The organism is Streptomyces sp. MH60 (assembly GCF_002939385.1).
GTDB lineage: Bacteria > Actinomycetota > Actinomycetes > Streptomycetales > Streptomycetaceae > Streptomyces.
Window position 1 is genome coordinate 85,044 of the sequence record NZ_MULI01000006.1, and the last position, 16,198, is coordinate 101,241.

A 16,198-nucleotide genomic window follows, 5' to 3' on the forward strand; every position below is an offset into this window, starting at 1 on the left:
TCTCGGCGGAATGGGCGGTATTTGTCCGTGAGGTCCACGGCGTCCGGGTCCGGGTGGCCGGCCTCCCGCAGGAACTCGACCACGTCACCCGCCTGGTAGGCGGTCCCGAGGATCTGCCCGTCATATCGAACCTTGCGCCGCCCACGCTCGTCGGGCGGGTAGACGACTACACGTCGCTCCATGCCCCAGCCTCCGAGAGGGCGGCTGGGGCCGCATCTCAGGGGCCTCCGCTCGAAGCGGTTTGCTGCGCATGCATGTTCTATTTTCAGGTGCCCCGCCCCAACTGCGCCCGCGTCTGCTTGGCGAGGTCGACGAACCCGTCCAGCCACTCCTGAGTCACGTGGCCCTCCCAAACCGGCAGGTGCAGGGACGACACCCACGGGCCGTGGACTCGACTGCCTGATCCGAGATCCCCGAAGGCACGGAACCGAGTGGGCACCCGCGCCATCTTGATCATCTCTTTGGCTAGTCTCCGGAGGTCGTCGGCGTCTGCGACCCAAACACTGTTCGACTGTGGTTGCAGTCGCCTCACCGGCTGATGCAAGCGATGTGCCGGAGGGAACAGGTAGGCCGAAAGTTGTCCGTCGAGGTCGAGATCAAAACCCACGCCATCGACAGTGAAGTCGATGGCCCCCACGTTCGAGATCCGCACCCCGGGAAAGAACTCAATGGAGTCGACGTTGACCGGCTTAACGTCCTTGAGATTCTCGATCTTGGTGACGATGCCAACACTGCTGGCACCGACCGCTTCCGCTTCGGCCTTCGGCGTGGTGAACGCCTTGACAACCTGATCCAACTGTTTTGCGCTCAGGCCGGCACCCCGGCTCTCCGTAACCTGCCGCGCCTTCCATGCAAGCAGCTCCTCGGTCGGGTAGGACTCCTCATGGGCATCCACCCACCTGTGGTGCTTGAGGCACAGAAGCAGCAGGTTCTCCTCGCCGTTGAGCTTGCCGTTGGCCTTGGTGAAGTTCGGGTCGTACCGAGCCCCGCCGGGCTTCTCGGCCCGGATGTGCGCCACCTCCACGTTCGGGCTCTGGTGGCCACGGTGCTCCTCGATCAGAGGCTCTGAGCAGTCGGGGTACGCGCAACCCGTCGCGCGACCGAACAGGATCTTGCAGAGGCGGGCACCAGGGCCGAAGTCGCTCACCGGACTGACGATAAGTGGTCAAAGCCGCTCCGACCTGGGAAATCCAGCATCTCGCCGGGCTGCAACCCGTGCCTGGGTCATCTGATCACGCGGTGCCATCACGGTCGCAGCTCGTGAATCTAAGCTTGGCCACGGCCACGGCCACGGCCACGGCGACGTCGTTGCTTTCAGTGCAATGGTGACGATCTCGAGTAAAGTGCCGTGTTCGTCACAGATCAGTCTTCTTGCGCTGGCCGTCCAGCGATGGGCGCATGTCACCTGCTGGTCAACACCCCAGCGCAGCCTGCTAGAGCGGACGCAGACGCCCACAACAGCAGCCACAGACGCCGATAGGGTAGGACGTGTCGGGCTAACCGACGTGTCGCCAGCCCACTCGGCCCAACTGCCGAGTCAGGTGTGGGAGTGCAACGCCCTGCAGGGCAGAGAGCGAGTCTGACGCAGGTGCGACCCGATGAGTTGTTTCCTTCCGCTGCCGGATACCTCGACGTGCCTTCCAATTTGGACGTGGATCCCACGGATCCGACCAGTGTGGCGCAGTTGCTTGCCCATATCCGACTTCAACAGGATCACCTTCAGGACACCCCCCACATGTGGGAGCAGTTCACCAAAGCGCTCCTGAGCGACATTCGAGGTGTTCCAGCTGTCGTTCCCCGGGTTCCTGAAGGGGCGCGTGTTGTTCTAGCACTGGGCGTCTGCTGGGCCCCCGCGCGGCTGGCGTTCGAGTGTGCGCAACCCTTAGCCATGTGGGAGTGGCTGCATCGGGCGGTGGCTACCTCAGACAACGAGGGCGGATCGATCGACATTGACTTGGGGCCGGTCGACCGGGCCCTGAAAGACCCGTATTGGGCCAAGTCCGTGGAGCGAATCGTCATCTTGCTTGCGCCGATGGTGTTCTATCTGGCCAATAACCACAGTACCGGCGAGCACCTGGCTCAGGGCTTCCGTGCACCTGTATTCTCCATCTGCGCCCGTGCCTTGCCGACCGGGGACGAGCATGTGGTGGAGGCTGCCCTTCACCTGGCAAAACATTTGGTCTGGCAGGACTTGCGCCGGCCGGCGTGCCTCCTAGGACACGCCTTGGAGGTTCTCCTACTGGCCAATCCTACTCACCCTCTCGCGGGGGCCATGGCTGCCTTTCTGGCCGGGGAGCGGCCTCCGGTGACCCATCGCGACCCCACTGTAATCGCGGCGTGGGCGGTACAACATGTCTCCATGAATCCCTTCGCCGCCCTGAATCTTCAGGTGAGTCGGTTCTTGGGGATGCCCAAGAACGAGGGGGACGCCGTCCTGCCTGAATTGTTGCAGCAGGTGGAGAAGGTCATCGCCATAGTGGAGAGCGAGAGCGATCCGGCGCAGGTGTCACGCGATCGAGGTATCGTTCTCTCCATTTTGGGCCAGCTTCAGTACCGGCTTCTCCAGTCAGGTGACGCGCTGCACCTGACCCAGCTGCTGAGCATCTGGCGGGGTGTACCAGCGGATCAGGCTCGCAACGACCGGTGCCTTACGCTGGCGAACGCCGGAAGTAAGGTCTGGTTCCGGCCAGGTTCGGCCCCATCACCTGACCTCCCGGACTCGGGCAACCGTCTCACCACGGCCTTCAATAAGGCATTGGGGAAAGCCTTGGTTACCCGCGGCCAAGGCGACACCGCACTAACTCACCCTGCCACCGGGCGCAAAGATCTGACGCAGGCAGAGGAGTTGCACGACGCCCTGCACGCCCATCTCGACGTAGCGGATCTCGTGGAATTCGCCTTTAGTGAAAACGCCGCCGCCTTTATCTCGCTGCTGCCGAGCCTAACCCCGGTACAAGCGCTGCTGGCCCGCGCGCAAGGACCGGCCCTTCCGCTGGCCGTCAGTTTGCGAGCACCGCTGCCGGACCGTCCTGTGGAACGAGTGCAGTTGTGGTGCGGCGATGCACCGTCAGCTCGTACGGAAGCCATCATCGTGGAGACAGTTTTTTCCTACGCTGGTAAGACTGTCGACGTAATCACTGGCGATGACCTGTCCTGCGACCGATTCCTTGCCGAGTTCCAGCGCGATGACTACGACGTCATCTGGGTCGTCGCGCACGGGTCGCATCCTCCCTACGCGCCCGACCAATCTGCTGTCGTACTCAGCGACAGCGAATACGTCTTCCTCGACGACCTCGCCCGCGTGACGCGGCCGCCAGCGTCAACCCGACGACTCGTTGTGTTCAATACCTGTGACAGCGCGGCCGCAGACACACAAGGCCCTTATGATGACCGGGGAATCGCCCGTTCCGTGGTGGGACCCGACCAAGCGGTCATTGGCCACTTGTGGCCAGTCGACGGAGATGCCGCCACCGTTTTCGGTGCGCTCCTCGCAATCGAACTCGCTGACGGAAGCGATTACGCGGAGGCATTCGCCAACGCTCTGCGCGATCTGCAACAGGATTGGGCCACGTTGGCCGGTCAGCTTGGTGACCGTGGTATCGGGTCCCTGGTAGCCGAGCCCTTGGACGGCTTCAGGCAGCCCACCATCTTCGACTGGGGAAGCGCCGCCTTCCTGGAATGACCGATGGTGCACGCAAGGGGCTACGGGGGCCAGGCATCGCCAGCGCGCTGGTCACCCAAACTGGCAGGCGGAATTGGGATGATCCTTCACGGTTGAAGACGATCTGGCCTATCGACCACACCTGTGGTCACCATGCCGACCGCGACTTGTCCGACCGACCGGCCGACCGCCGCGCCGGCTTCGCCGAGTGGCTCGCCAGGCAGGAGTGCACGGACTGCTGGCGCGCCTCGAACGAGGGCGACGAGCAGGACAAGACCGCCTGGCTCAAGGCGAAGCGCGCCGAGGAGCAGACGGCGTCCGAAGCCTGGTCCGAGCAGTACCGGATGCCTCCCCTGGAGGGGACCGAGCGGGCCGTTCCCTGGGGCGTGCGCTGTCGTCACCAGATCCTGACCAACGCCTACACCGCACTGGTCACCGAAGGCACGACCAGCGAAGCGGACTGGGCGGAGATCGAGGAGAACGCTCGTACGGTGACCCGCGCCGGGTGGTGGATAGACCAGAGGTCGTCCGAGCCCGAAGACCTCACCGAACTGCTCCGAGCCGCCACCGGGGCCGACCGGCCGACAGAGAATCCCTTCTTCTGACCGACCGGGTGCCCTGCTGCGGCGGGGCACCCGGCTGACCGCCACCGTGCGGCCTCTACCAGCGATTCCCGGCCGGACCAAACCCCGGATTTGCCGGACGCTCTGCCCACTGGCCCACCTCCAACGGGTCCTTCGCTCCCTCTGCCCCGGAGACTTCCGTGCCTACCTCGATCACCATCACGTCCGAGTTCAGCGGCAGCGTCGTTGCCAAGGGCGCTACTGATGACCTCTCCGCGCAGCTCCTCCGTCACGCCGGTTTCAAGCAGATCGACGACTGGCACGGCCGACGCCATCGCCTGCCCACCACCACTCCGCTCGCCGACCAGGTCGCCATCGCCAGCCATGCGGCCGAGATGCTTCGAGCCGCTCGCTATGACGTCACCCTTCCGCCGTCTCTCGACACGGCCCGGATGAGCCCTCCGGTGCATGCGCTGGGGCCCTACGCCGCCGGAGCCGAACTTCTCAGCATCACGGACCAGATCCGTGCGGCCGAAGACGGAGCCAGCCTTCAGCGGGCAGTTGACCACCTCCTTCACCCCGAGCACGGCGCTGGAGCGTGTCCGGGAGGCACTGGATGCAGCGGGAGAACAGGTCAACGACCTGGATGAGGACGCGTATGCGCTCGCTGACCGGTTCGGCTTCGCCTCGGAGTTCGTCAGCTCGGCCCAGTCCGAACTCGTCGATTCCGAGGCCGAGCTACGCCGCGTCGGCGCCGCTTCGACGAGCTACTCCGCAGCACGGACCGTCCGTGATCACCGTGGTGCCGCTCTGGCCACTTCTCCTGCGGCGAACCAGGCCAAGGTCTCCTCGGCGTCCAGTTCCGCGCCGGCACCTTGCTCTGCGACGAGTCACCCACCGCGCGCCTCTACCCCCCGACGGTGACCCCGGCCGCTCTCTCCGCCGTCGGCCTCCAGTACGTCGCGCGCCCGCGCTCGATTCACCCGTCAAGGACCACTCACCCGAAGAGGCAAACGTGCCCGAGTACTACTCCAGCATCGGCGAGGCCGTCGGTGCGGCCATGCAGCACAACATCCGGCTCGCCCACCGCAGCACGGCACCGGGCTCCGACAAGCCGCTGCAGGTCAGGCACCTGCCCAGCGCTTCCGCCGATCCGTACTCGGTCCGCGGCATGATTTCTCACCTCCACGAGGACGCCTCGCCCGATGAGGTGGCGGGCATCATCGAGGAGGTCAACGGCGCACTGGTCGGGGCTCTGCCCGAGCTGACCGAACTCGTCGCCTCTGCCGCCGACTGGACTCGCGCCCGTCTCGACTTCGACGACCCGCATCACCATCCGACTTTCGAGACGTGGACCCGACTGGCAGCCGCGTACGGGATGCTCCAGGGCGTCCGTGAGCAGTTGGAAGTCGCCGAGGACGGTCTCGCTGCCTGTCCCGCAGAGCGCACGGAGCCCCGGCACCACCAGATGGTCAACGTCTTGCGCAGCCGGGAGTTGCTCGCCGATGTCCTCGGTGCCGAGGCTGCTCCTGTGCCGTCCGCTGCCCGGAACGTCGATTCAAACCGGCAGCGGGCGGCCCGCGCCTCCTCGCCGCGCGCCGGAACATCGCCGTTGACCGGCAGTCCGCCGGCCATCGCAGCACCTCCGCCCGCGCCTCGTTCTGCTGGCCGACCCCGCTGAAACGTTCCGCCTCAGACGTCCAGGAGTACCCCCATGAGCTGCACGAGAGCCGAGCGCGCCCCGCCCCTGCCCGCTCGCACACCCAAGGAACCGCCGTGCCTTCCCCGCGCACCAGCGCGCCCTCGACCACCACCGGGTCGGACGCGCTCCTCTACCTCCTGTTCGGCATCCTCGGCGCCGCCATGGCCTTCGGCTCCCTGGCCTGGCTGACCGGAAATCTCACCAACACCTTCGTCGGAAGCGGGACATGGGCCCCCTTCCGCATCACGGACGCTCTGCTGCACCCGGAGGTGCTGTGGCCGGCCTTGAGCACCAGCATGCTGATGGTCGGCGCCCGCGTCGTCCCCGCCCTGTTCACCGTTGCCCTGGTCGTCACCGCAGCCGTGCTGTGGATGCGCTGGCGTGCCGGGTCCAAGTCCGGCCTCGCCCGCAAGGCGGACCTGGCGCCGCTGCTGGACAAGGAGATCGTCGCCAAGGCGAAGAGCCTGCGCCCGAGCCTGGGCGGCCGGGAGAGTAAAAGAGGTCCTGCCCGCTGACCGCGGCATCCTGCTCGGCACCCTCGATCCCGGTCGTGCGGAGATCCGCGCATCCTGGGAGGACGTGATCGTCGCGATCATGGCCCCGCGTTCCGGCAAGACGTCCGGGCTGGCGATCCCCGCGATCCTCTCGGCACCGGGCCCGGTCCTACTTACCAGTAATAAAGCCGCGAACGACGCCTTCACCACCACGGTGGACGCCCGTGCCGAGGTCGGCACGATCTGGACCCTCGATCCGCAGCAGATCGCCCACCACCCGCGCGAGATGTGGTGGGACATCCTCGCTGACGCCCGCGATCTCGCCGGGGCTAAGAGGTTGGCGGGGCATTTCGTGACGGCGAGCGTGGACGAGTCCAGCGGCTCCGACTTCTGGTCCACCGCCGCGAGCAACACCCTCGGTGCCCTCTTCCTCGCCGCCGCGTCCCACCGGCGGCCGATCACCGACGTCCTGGCCTGGCTCGCGATGCCGGCCGACCGCACTCCGGTGGACCTGCTCACCGACGCCGGCCACCATGCGGTCGCCGCCCAGCTCCAGGGCACCGTCTCCGGCGCGACCGAAACGCGCGACGGCATCTATGAGACCGCGAGGCAGTACGCGAGCTGCCTGCTCGACCCGGACGTCGCCGCCTGGGTCACCCCCAACGACGACCTTCCCGAGTTCCAGCCGTTCGCCTTCGCCACGTCCCGCGACACCTTGTACCTGCTGAGTAAGGACGGCGGCGGCAGCGCGTCCGCGATCATCGCGGCGGCGGCCGACGCCGTGATGCGCGCGGCCGTGATCGTGGCCGAGCGCTCCGGCGGGCGACTCGACCCGCCCGCCCTGTGCGTCCTCGACGAGGCGGCGAACGTCTGCCGCATCTCGGACCTCCCTGATCTCTACAGCCACTTGGGCAGCCGAGGCGTCATCCCGATGACGATCCTGCAGTCCTACCGTCAGGGCCAGCGGTGCTGGGGCGAGGCCGGTATGGACGCCCTGTACTCCGCCGCCACCATCAAGATCATCGGATCTGGCATCGATGACGCGGACTTCGCTGACCGGCTCAGCCGCCAGGTCGGCGATCACGACGTCCAGACCACCTCGGTGTCGACCAGCGAGGGCGGCAAGTCCACCTCGGTGAGCATGCGCACGGAGCGGATCCTTCCGCCGGACGCCATCCGCGCCCTACCCAAGGGCAAGGTTCTGCTGCTGGCCACCGGCATCCGGGTCGCCATGCTCAACCTCAAGCCCTGGTACAAGGAGCCCTCCGCCAAGGTGGTCGGCCCGGCTTCCGCGCGCGCCACGAAGGCCATCACCGAGCGTGCCCTCGCGAAGAGCATCGGCCAGGACGATCTTGGACTGTCGGCATGAGCGCGCCCACACCACAGCAGGGGCGGTTGGCCCACGCTCCCGTCGTCCTGCGCGGTGGGCGGTGGTGGCTTGACGGCGGGGCAGGCTCGGTTCCCGCCTCCGATCCCGCCTTCACCGCCGTCCTGGACGACTTCGCGCTGTCGATGGCCGCTGCCGACCAGGCAGTCGCCGACCTCCTCATCCGGCAGGACGAGGCGTCCTGCGTTGATCCCGGAGGCCGGCGGTGAACCCGCTGATGAGTGCCGAGCAGGCGGTCCTCGGTGCCGCACTCCTCGACCCTGAGCAGCTCACGCACCTGGAGTGGCTCGCTGCGGACCACTTCTATCGGCCGGTCCACCAGGCGCTGTTCGCCGCGCTCCGCAAGCTGCGCGACGACGGGCATCCCGCGCTCTCGGCCGATGGTCCGTTGCCGCTGTCGTGGGTGACCGACGCGGTCGAGGAGGCCGGACAGCACGTGCGCGGGCTGACCGCGGCGTACGCCCACACCCTGATCCAGGCGTGTCCCCGAACCGAGCACGCCCCGGTGTACGGACGCATGGTGCTGGAGGGGGCGATTCACCGCACCGTCGCCCAGCACGCGATCCGTCTCCACCAGGCGGCTCGGGCCGACGCCGTCCAGGGCGAGGTCGAGGGAGCCTTGCGCACGGCGGACGTCTTGACCGGCGTACTCACCGACCATGCGCGACGCTGGGGAACCGATCCTCGACCGGTCCCACCCACCGCTGGGCCCATTGCCGCCACGGACATCCCGCCTCCGGGGCAGAGCGGCCAAGTCGCCGAGGACGAGCGGTTCCTCCTGGCCGTCCTCGCCGGACAGCCGGGGGCCATGGGCGAGGTGGTGGCCTGGCTGCGGCCGGGAGACTTCGCCGACCCGACCCACGGGCAGCTCTACCGGTGCCTGGGCGCGCTGCACCACCGGGGCGAACCCATCGACCGGATCACCCTGCTCTGGGAGGCCCAGCGACGCGGCCTGCTGGCCGACGGCACAGTGTCGAGCGAGCAGCTGACCGCCGTCTGCGAAGGCATGGTCCCCGGAAGCGCTGACTGGTTCGGACAGCGGGTGATGCGCTCCTCCGTCACCCGCACCGCCACCGCCTCCGCGCGAGCCATCCGGACCTTGGCCCAGGACGAGGTTCTGGGGCCCGGCCGGCTGATCAACCACGCCCTGCACGAACTCGGTCCGCTCGACGAGGTACGTGCCCGCTGGGCCACCGCGAACAGCAGTCCGGCTCCGAAGGCCACGGCATCCGCGCCGTCGGCGGCCGAGCCGCCGCCCGACCGAGTGAAGGCCGCCCGCGCCCGCAGCACACCACGCCCAGGCGCGTCACCCCCAGTCCCGGCCAGCCGTCTCCCCACGCTGTCGACAGCCCGACCACCCTCGCGCGGCCATCCGTGAGACCAGACCCCCTAGCCACCAGCCTCTTCTGCCCCTGGAACTCGCCTTGATCTACCCCATCTCCGCGCCCGCGCCGGACCTACGCGCCTCGGCCCCGAGCCTCGCCGCCCCGTTGATCGGGTCTCTCTGCTCGGGGTACGGCGGCCTCGACCTGGGCGTGCAGTCCGCGCTCGGCGGCACGCTCGCCTGGCACGCCGAGGTCGACCCGAACGCCTCACGCATCCTGGCCCGCCACTGGCCCGGCGTCCCGAACCTGGGCGATATCACCGCCGCCGACTGGCGCACCGTCCCCCGGGCGTGCGTCCTGACGGCCGGCTTCCCCTGTCAAAGACGTCTCGGTCGCCGGCCGCCGGGCCGGTCTCAACGCCCAGACCCGCTCCGGGCTCTGGCTGCACGTCGCACGTGCGGTCGATGCCCTCCGACCCTGCCTGGTTGTGATCGAGAATGTGCGCGGCCTCCTCACCTCCCCCGCCGGTTCCCCTGGCGACGTGGAACCCTGCCCGTGGTGTATGGGAGACACCGCAGGTCAGCCTGCTCTGCGGGCACTCGGTGCCGTACTCGGATCCCTGGCCGACCTCGGGTACGACGCGAAGTGGCTCGTGCTTCGCGCCTCCGACGTCGGGGCCCCGCACCGCCGCGAGCGGATCTTCCTCGCCGCATGGCCCGCCGGGCACCCTGCTGAAGACGCCGACCAGCAACATCGGGAAGAACGGCGGCAGCCAGCATCCATCGAAGCGGAAGAACGGGGGGCACGGTCCGAACCTGGCCGACGAGGTCGAGTGGCTGCTGCTGCCGACCCCGAAGGCGTCGGACGGGATCAAGGGCTCGCCGAACCAGCGGCACGGCAATGGCGACATGACCCTGCCCAGTGCCGCTGCGTCTCTGTTGCCGACCCCGAGGGCCAGCGACACGGGCACCCCGGGCCGCCGCCCCGGGAAGGGATGGCGGCCTCCCTTGTCGGCGGTGGTCCTGCCCCTCTGGGCGGAGGAGACGCCGGAGGCGGGGGCGCGAACCGGCGATGGGGAGCGTACGGATCCGCCATCACCCGATGGGAGAGCCTCACCCGCCCGGCCCCGGCCCCCACGGACGCGGCCGGTCGGCTCCGCGCGGACTTCGTGGAGTGGATGCAGGGCCTCGACGCCGGCTGGGTCACCGCGACTCCGGAGCTCGGCCGTCCAGCCCAGCTCACCGCGCTCGGCAACGGCGTCGTCCCACAACAGGCTTCGCGCGCCTTGCAGTTGCTGGCACCACCCTTCCCCCGCTGTCCCCGCTGCGCCGACCGATAGCACTCCACTACCGCTTTCTTCCGGCCGGACCAAACCGCTGATTCTCCGGATCCTCTCGGCCATGTCGCCGTCTCACAGATGGAGCACACCCCCATGGCCGACACCAGCCCGACCTCCCCCGGCCCCGAGCCGTACCGCGTCCCCGACGCAGACCTCGACGACCTCGCCAGCACCCTCGCCAAGACCATGGCCGAGGTCAGGCAGCACGGCGTCATCCTCGACCGCCTCGGCTCCGAGCCCGACCCCGGCGCCATCCAGCCGCCGGACGGCGCTCCGGAAGCCGAGGCGGCTGACGGGAAGAAGCCCGACGGCCCCGCCTCGGTGTTCATCCTCGCCCTGGGCGGCAAGGAATACGCCGTCGAACTCGCTGCCCTCAGCAACTGGGTGAACTACCTCTTCCTGCCGGTGTACGGCCGGGAGATCAGCACGAGCCGTCCCTGGTGCGCGCACTGGCACGAACACCCCGAGGCCGTCGCCCGGCTCCACGCACTCTGGCTCGCCTGGCAGCAGTTCACTGACACGGAGGCCGGCTTGTCCGGCCCCTCGACCTGGCACCGCGACCACCTGGACCAAACCCTGGCGCACCTGCGTGCGCCCGACGGACCGTTCGCGGCCTGCACGACCAGCGCAACTCGCCCCAATCACCGGGTGCTGGCCACCCCGGCGCCCGAGCAGGCAGGGGTGGCGGCGTGAACGACATTCTCGACTTCGGCCTCGACGATCTCTCGCCGGTCGACGACGACTCCGAGGAAGCGATGGAGGCTCTCTGGGCTGGCGACTTGACGGTGCGGAGCTGACGGCCACGGCCGACTCCGCAGTCGAGCGCCTCGGCGGTGAACTGCCCGAGTCCGGTGTAGTTGTCCTCGGGGACCTAGCGTCGGCACTTCTGCGCGGCGGCGACGTAGACCGCGGGGCCTACGTCGCGCACCAGTTCGCTGCAGCGGCGGAGTCGAAGCCCAACACCATGGGCCGTCAGCGGGCGCAGGCCATCGCTGCCGGGCTCCCCGACGCCGAGCATGACCTGGCCAGCCACCTTCTGACGTTCGCGACAATCTGAAGCGTCCAAGCGCACAGGCTCGGTGAGAGCGAGACGCTGAGGTGGTGGCCTCTACTGCGGGCGCGTCTCGTCGACGACCCAGGACAGGTACGCCTCCGAGCCCCCCGTCAGGGGCAGCGTGACCCACTGGGGAACGTCGTACGGGTGCCTCTCGTGCAGCCATGCCTCCAGCGCGGGGAGGCGATCCGACGACGTCATGTAGGAGATCCGCCACTCCTGAGCCGCCTCGACCTTCCCCTGCCACCAGTAGAAGGCGGTGATGGGCGCATCGATGTGAACGCCCGCTGCCAGTTTGCTCTCAACAGCGCCTCTGGCGAGGGCCTTCGCCTGCTCCTCGTCGTCACTCGTCGTCTGCGCGATAACGATCTCGGGGTCCATGCGGCTACCTCTCCAGCTCGGGTACCGAGACCCTACCCATGTGTTCGACGCAAGCCGGCGGGTGGTAGCCGGCGGCAGACCGCGCAAACGCACTGATTACTTCCGAAGCACCCGTGACCCGCGAAAGGAGCGCCTCCTTGACATCACTGTGAAGGCGCAGCAGGTCGGCCTTGACCACCTGGTGAGCGTTGCCGCCCTGCCCTTCCTGTACTCCCTCGCCACCGGCATGGAAACGCGACCGCGCCGCCGCCGACGCCGCCCTGCCCCACCACAACAGCCGCACCGAACGCCAACTGCAAGATCAAACTGCTCAAGCGTCAACGGTGCGGCCGCGCCAGCCACTCCCTCCTGCGCCGACTCATCCTGCTCAACTGACAGCCATCCGCAGCGATCAACGCCTACGAAAATCTTGGAAGACTCGGCTCTTACACAGACCCACCAGCCTCGCTCAGCCAAGCATCGAAGGCCGCTGAACGACGTTCGGGGGGTGAGGTGTCAGAATCCTCGCGCCGCAAGGACCGTGTTCCAGGTGACGAACTGATCACCCGTTGCAACAGACTTGGCATATGATCAGTCACCGTGCGCCCGGAAGGAAGACCGCTCTGGCGGTGAGAGACTTCCACACCCCCCACTGCGTTGTTTGACCATCCATGAACGACTAAGCACAGTCGACTCTTAGCCAGCCCAGGAGACAGTGTTCGGTGGAAGCCTTCGGCCAATTGAGCGAGCAGGACCGCTCCCAGGCAATCCAAATATTGCGTCGGCGACTCGTTCCGCGGGATCTGCGGGCGGTGATCGAGGATCTCGAGAGCGGAGGGAGATCTCGCTCCAGGAAGTCGGTGGAGTGGATCATCGCGGCGGTCGAGCACGAATCCGGAAGGGCGCGGTCAAAGCTTCCCGAGGGGGAGCTTGCCGACTTCCTGGTCGATAGGTCCGGCTTCGGTCTTCTTGAGTCCAGGACGCTACGGGAAAGGCTTGCGCTTTCCGCATCGGAGGACGAGCTGGAGACGCTGCACGACTACCGAGGTGCCGAACGCAGCCGTGGTGGGAGCAGAGCCAAAGCCAAGAAGATCGCGGAGCGCACGTGGAAGCCCGGTAAGAGCTGGCCTCGCCACTTCGCACGAGTCCTCGACATCCCGCCTGCCTTTGCTGGCCTGCCGGGAAGTACACGGGAGCCGGACACGCTGGAAGTTGCCCCCTTCGTACCTCTCCGAGAGCTGGAGGACTTCCAACAGGACCTCAAGGAGCAGGTGATCGAGGTGCTCTCCGGGGCACCGGGCACCAACCGTGGTGTTCTGACCCTGCCCACAGGAGCCGGCAAGACCAGGACCGCGGTGGAGAGCCTCATCGAGTGGCGCATCTCCCAGTCACGCCGTCAGACCGTTCTCTGGATCGCCCAGAGTGAGGAGCTGTGCGAGCAGGCGGTCCAGGCGTTCCGTGAGGTGTGGACCGACTTGGGGCACCGCAATGACCAGGTACGGCACACGATGGAGATTGCCCGACTGTGGGGAAGCGGCGTCTCGGTGCCGAGCGACCCCGACATCGTGGTGGCCAGCATCCAGAAGCTTGACGCGGTCCTTCGAGGCACCAATGACGACACGCAACAGGAACTCGAACTGCTGCGCGAGGACCTGGGTGCGGTAGTTGTGGACGAGGCGCACCGAATGCTGGCCCCCAGCTACAACAGGGTCTTGCGCTTCCTGGGGATCGAACTCGGACAGAAAGCCCCGGTTCCCGTCATCGGGCTGACAGCCACGCCCTTCCGGAGGGTCGACGCCGAGACTCGCCAGCTGGCGGAGAGGTTTCACAGCAAGCTTCTCAGCTCCCGCTCCTTGGGGGGCGACATCGTGTCCGAGCTCCGTCGGCGAGACGTCCTGTCACGGCCTGAGCACAAGGTGCTCTCCTATGCCGGTCCTGGGTTCCGGATGGACGACGTCGAAAGCCACCGTGCGCACTTCGAGCAGTTCAAGGACTTCCACCCTGACTTCCTCCGTAAGATCGGTGAATCGGACGCGAGAAACCGTGCCCTGCTCGAGCAACTGCTCGAACTACCGCCGGACTGCCCGACGCTGTTCTTCGGCTGCACCGTGGAACACTCCATAGCAATGGCGGTTCTGCTGCGACGCGCCGGCCGGGCCGCGGAGGTCGTCACCTCCAATACGCGCAGTGCGACGCGGCGCGCGCTCATCGAACAGTTCCGCGACAAGCGCCTGTCCGTTCTCTGCAACTACGGCGTCCTCACGACCGGCTTCGACGCTCCGGCGGTACGAGCCCTGGTAGTCGGTCGTCCCACCACCAGCCCGGTCCTGTACGAGCAGATGATCGGTCGGGGCATGCGCGGACCGCGATTCGGTGGAACGAAGAGCTGCCTGGTCGTGGACATCGAGGACAACATCCGTTTCAGCGGACAGCTCGCGTACGAGCGGTACTCCGGCTACTGGTCGAGCAACCAGCGCCGCACGTAGTCCGACGCCACACCGCTTCTGCGTCGGCTGTCCGCCAGCCCACGCAGAAGCGGTCGGTGATCGACCGAACCGCTCAGCAGGTCAGGGTAGGTTCTCAGCGAGAAGAAGGCGGTCCAACCTCTGGTTGCGGTGCTCACAAGAGGTCTCCGACGCCAGGAGACACGAGTAGCAGGCGACTCCCTCCGCCCCCACCGACGGCGCCTCCTGGCACAACGGGTCGTTCGAACAGCTCTCAACGTCTCCTAGAGCGTGCGAAAGAACGTGCTCGAACCGGTTAACGAGGGCGACCAGCCCTCCGAGGGTGCCGTCTCCTCCGGGTTGGACCGTGTAGAGGAGGAGTCCACTGCCCGTGACCCTGCCGTCCTGCACGCTGAGATAGACGCGCTCACGGATCGCTGCGGACGAGTACCCGGAGTCCACCGAGAGCGACCTCAGGAGACGGTGGGAAAGGGTATGCCACCAGACGTGTGCGGGGTGGAGTGACGGGTCACCGTCCGGATCACTCCTGTACCGATCGTTCCACTGGTCGGCCCGGCTGCCCGCAAGGGTGAGCGAGTCGCCGGCAAGATCGATGAAGACGCCCTCACCGAAGAGCTCGATGCCCGGGTACCAGGTGGTGCCGTTCCAGTCGAAAGCGGTGGACATCTTCTGGGCCTTCTGCGGGTCCAGCCGCTGGTAACCGGTCTGGACCATGACCATGCGGAGACGGCTGACAGGTGCGACGCGCAGCCTGTGCCGGCGGACGGGTCCCTGCACGAGGCGCACATCGTCCTGGCGAACCTCGAACAACGGAGGAGAGCCGGGATATGGATGTGGAACTGCCGGAACGCCAGAGGTCGCCGCCTGGCGAAGGCGGTCGAGTTCGTCGTCACGTAGCGACGACGAACCTGTGTTACCAGTCCCCAGTAGTCCGTCGAACGCCTTGCTGATCTCGGACCAGTTCGTCTGTTTCAGGTACTCGATCGCACCCCGGGCAAGCCCGACCTGCTCGGCCTCTTCCATAAGAGCGACCTGGTCCAGGAGACCGCGGCGATGGAGTGCACCGACTGCTCCCAAAAGGGACGGGTCGTTCAGGATGTCGTGAAGCCGGGTCGGCATATCCATGATCGTCAGTGCGCTCTGGAGCAGGTTGAGCCGTAGGTTGGCAGCTCCTCGCTGGACGATGCGCGCCTTCTGAACGCACCGCGCCGTTGTCGGCGCCGGACGCCCCCCGTGCTCCACGATGCGGCCACTACAGCGCCAGGACTTCGCGTACGCTTGGCCGAAGTTCGCGGTCGCGTGGCAACGGGGACACTCGATGCGGACGAGTCGGAGGGCGCGGCCACCTCCGTGCCAGAGGTAGTGCTTCGTGCCACAGTCTCCCCCCTCGTGTACGAGTCTGTGCCAATGCACCTCGTCCAGGTGACCGTTCTCGCATGCCTGCACGAAGCGGATCGCCTCACGCCCCGCCTTCTCCCGGCGCTGCGGAGCCGACACCGATGGGCACTCCGGGCACCCGTTTCCCGTCTCGTACAGAACCTGGTGCGGTCGGTGCTGTGTGCACAGGGACCAGAACGGAAAAGCGTGTGTGGGGTAGATCGTTCTGTCCGAGGGAAGTCCCAGTTCGGCGTTGGTTGGCACACGAGCGATTCGTGCACCGTCCAGCTCGAGTCGTGAGAGCCGTTTGTCTACGATCTCGAAGTCCTGGGGGTTACGGCCAATCTTGTTGAAAAGCGTGTCCACCGACTTGAGTACGACCGGCCCGGATCCTGTCTCGAGAATGCTTCCAGGGCCGAGGGTGATGACGAACTGGGAGGGGCGGGCCTCCTGGTAGGGACGGCTCACGGT

At 67.2% G+C, this 16,198-nt stretch carries 13 protein-coding genes and 3 pseudogenes; 13 read left to right on the forward strand and 3 right to left on the reverse strand.

Going from position 1 to position 16,198, the window contains the following annotated elements; all coding sequences use genetic code 11:
- Positions 1 to 265: 265 nt before the first annotated feature.
- Complete coding sequence (locus BZZ08_RS06735; protein ID WP_104631211.1) at positions 266 to 1,147, reverse strand: HNH endonuclease; 882 nt, start codon at positions 1,145 to 1,147, stop codon at positions 266 to 268.
- 441 nt (positions 1,148 to 1,588) lie between these two features.
- Between BZZ08_RS06735 and BZZ08_RS06740 the strand changes: the two genes are divergently transcribed.
- From BZZ08_RS06740 to BZZ08_RS39425, 12 genes and pseudogenes are all read left to right on the forward strand, one after another.
- Complete coding sequence (locus BZZ08_RS06740; protein WP_133169155.1) at positions 1,589 to 3,682, forward strand: CHAT domain-containing protein; 2,094 nt, start codon at positions 1,589 to 1,591, stop codon at positions 3,680 to 3,682.
- Positions 3,683 to 3,774: 92 nt separating this feature from the next.
- Entirely contained in the window at positions 3,775 to 4,266 is a 492-nt protein-coding gene (locus BZZ08_RS06745) for a hypothetical protein (RefSeq protein ID WP_104631213.1), read from the forward strand.
- 158 nt (positions 4,267 to 4,424) lie between these two features.
- A complete protein-coding gene (locus BZZ08_RS39420) occupies positions 4,425 to 4,874 on the forward strand; it encodes a hypothetical protein (RefSeq protein WP_241965393.1) in 450 nt (149 codons plus the stop codon).
- 365 nt (positions 4,875 to 5,239) lie between these two features.
- Positions 5,240 to 5,905, forward strand: coding sequence for a hypothetical protein (locus tag BZZ08_RS06755; protein ID WP_104631214.1), 666 nt, complete (start codon positions 5,240 to 5,242; stop codon positions 5,903 to 5,905).
- A 95-nt stretch (positions 5,906 to 6,000) separates the two neighbouring features.
- Positions 6,001 to 6,441, forward strand: coding sequence for a hypothetical protein (locus tag BZZ08_RS40075; protein WP_096624751.1), 441 nt, complete (start codon positions 6,001 to 6,003; stop codon positions 6,439 to 6,441).
- A gap of 79 nt (positions 6,442 to 6,520) precedes the next feature.
- Complete coding sequence (locus BZZ08_RS06765; RefSeq protein ID WP_202432747.1) at positions 6,521 to 7,789, forward strand: type IV secretory system conjugative DNA transfer family protein; 1,269 nt, start codon at positions 6,521 to 6,523, stop codon at positions 7,787 to 7,789.
- Positions 7,786 to 8,016: a hypothetical protein gene (locus tag BZZ08_RS06770; protein ID WP_104631215.1), complete on the forward strand. Its 231-nt coding sequence runs from the start codon at positions 7,786 to 7,788 to the stop codon at positions 8,014 to 8,016. The genes BZZ08_RS06765 and BZZ08_RS06770 overlap by 4 nt, the downstream gene beginning before the upstream one ends.
- Positions 8,013 to 9,185 carry a DnaB-like helicase N-terminal domain-containing protein gene (locus BZZ08_RS06775; RefSeq protein WP_198601325.1) on the forward strand — a complete coding sequence of 391 codons (1,173 nt, stop codon included), beginning with the start codon at positions 8,013 to 8,015 and terminating at the stop codon, positions 9,183 to 9,185. Before BZZ08_RS06770 ends, BZZ08_RS06775 begins: the two co-directional genes overlap by 4 nt.
- 157 nt (positions 9,186 to 9,342) lie before the next feature.
- Positions 9,343 to 9,444: pseudogene (locus BZZ08_RS39815) on the forward strand (DNA cytosine methyltransferase); the annotation flags it as partial.
- A 121-nt stretch (positions 9,445 to 9,565) separates the two neighbouring features.
- A pseudogene (locus BZZ08_RS06780) lies at positions 9,566 to 10,471 on the forward strand (DNA cytosine methyltransferase); the annotation flags it as partial.
- Positions 10,472 to 10,564: 93 nt separating this feature from the next.
- On the forward strand, positions 10,565 to 11,164 hold the full coding sequence (locus BZZ08_RS06785) for a DUF4913 domain-containing protein (RefSeq protein WP_104631216.1): 600 nt from the start codon (positions 10,565 to 10,567) through the stop codon (positions 11,162 to 11,164).
- Between the two features lie 97 nt (positions 11,165 to 11,261).
- Positions 11,262 to 11,528: pseudogene (locus BZZ08_RS39425) on the forward strand (transcriptional regulator); the annotation flags it as partial.
- 51 nt (positions 11,529 to 11,579) lie between these two features.
- Here BZZ08_RS39425 and cutA read toward each other — a convergent pair.
- Positions 11,580 to 11,906 carry a divalent-cation tolerance protein CutA gene (gene cutA, locus BZZ08_RS06800; protein ID WP_037876769.1) on the reverse strand — a complete coding sequence of 109 codons (327 nt, stop codon included), beginning with the start codon at positions 11,904 to 11,906 and terminating at the stop codon, positions 11,580 to 11,582.
- A gap of 791 nt (positions 11,907 to 12,697) precedes the next feature.
- On the opposite strand from cutA, the gene BZZ08_RS06805 reads away from it, so the two are divergent.
- A complete protein-coding gene (locus BZZ08_RS06805; RefSeq protein WP_198601326.1) occupies positions 12,698 to 14,371 on the forward strand; it encodes a DEAD/DEAH box helicase in 1,674 nt (557 codons plus the stop codon).
- An 81-nt stretch (positions 14,372 to 14,452) separates the two neighbouring features.
- Here the strand turns inward: BZZ08_RS06805 and drmB are convergent, their stop codons facing one another.
- On the reverse strand, positions 14,453 to 16,195 hold the full coding sequence (gene drmB / locus BZZ08_RS06810; RefSeq protein WP_133169156.1) for a DUF1998 domain-containing protein: 1,743 nt from the start codon (positions 16,193 to 16,195) through the stop codon (positions 14,453 to 14,455).
- Positions 16,196 to 16,198: the final 3 nt, after the last annotated feature.

What these genes read in the sequence shown, in the direction of transcription:
- cutA (WP_037876769.1), bottom strand. Translation starts at nt 11,906, where the DNA reads ATGGACCCCGAGATCGTTATCGCGCAGACGACGAGTGACGACGAGGAG.
- BZZ08_RS06770 (WP_104631215.1), top strand. Translation starts at nt 7,786, where the DNA reads ATGAGCGCGCCCACACCACAGCAGGGGCGGTTGGCCCACGCTCCCGTC.
- BZZ08_RS06765 (WP_202432747.1), top strand. Translation starts at nt 6,521, where the DNA reads ATGGCCCCGCGTTCCGGCAAGACGTCCGGGCTGGCGATCCCCGCGATC.
- BZZ08_RS06785 (WP_104631216.1), top strand. Translation starts at nt 10,565, where the DNA reads ATGGCCGACACCAGCCCGACCTCCCCCGGCCCCGAGCCGTACCGCGTC.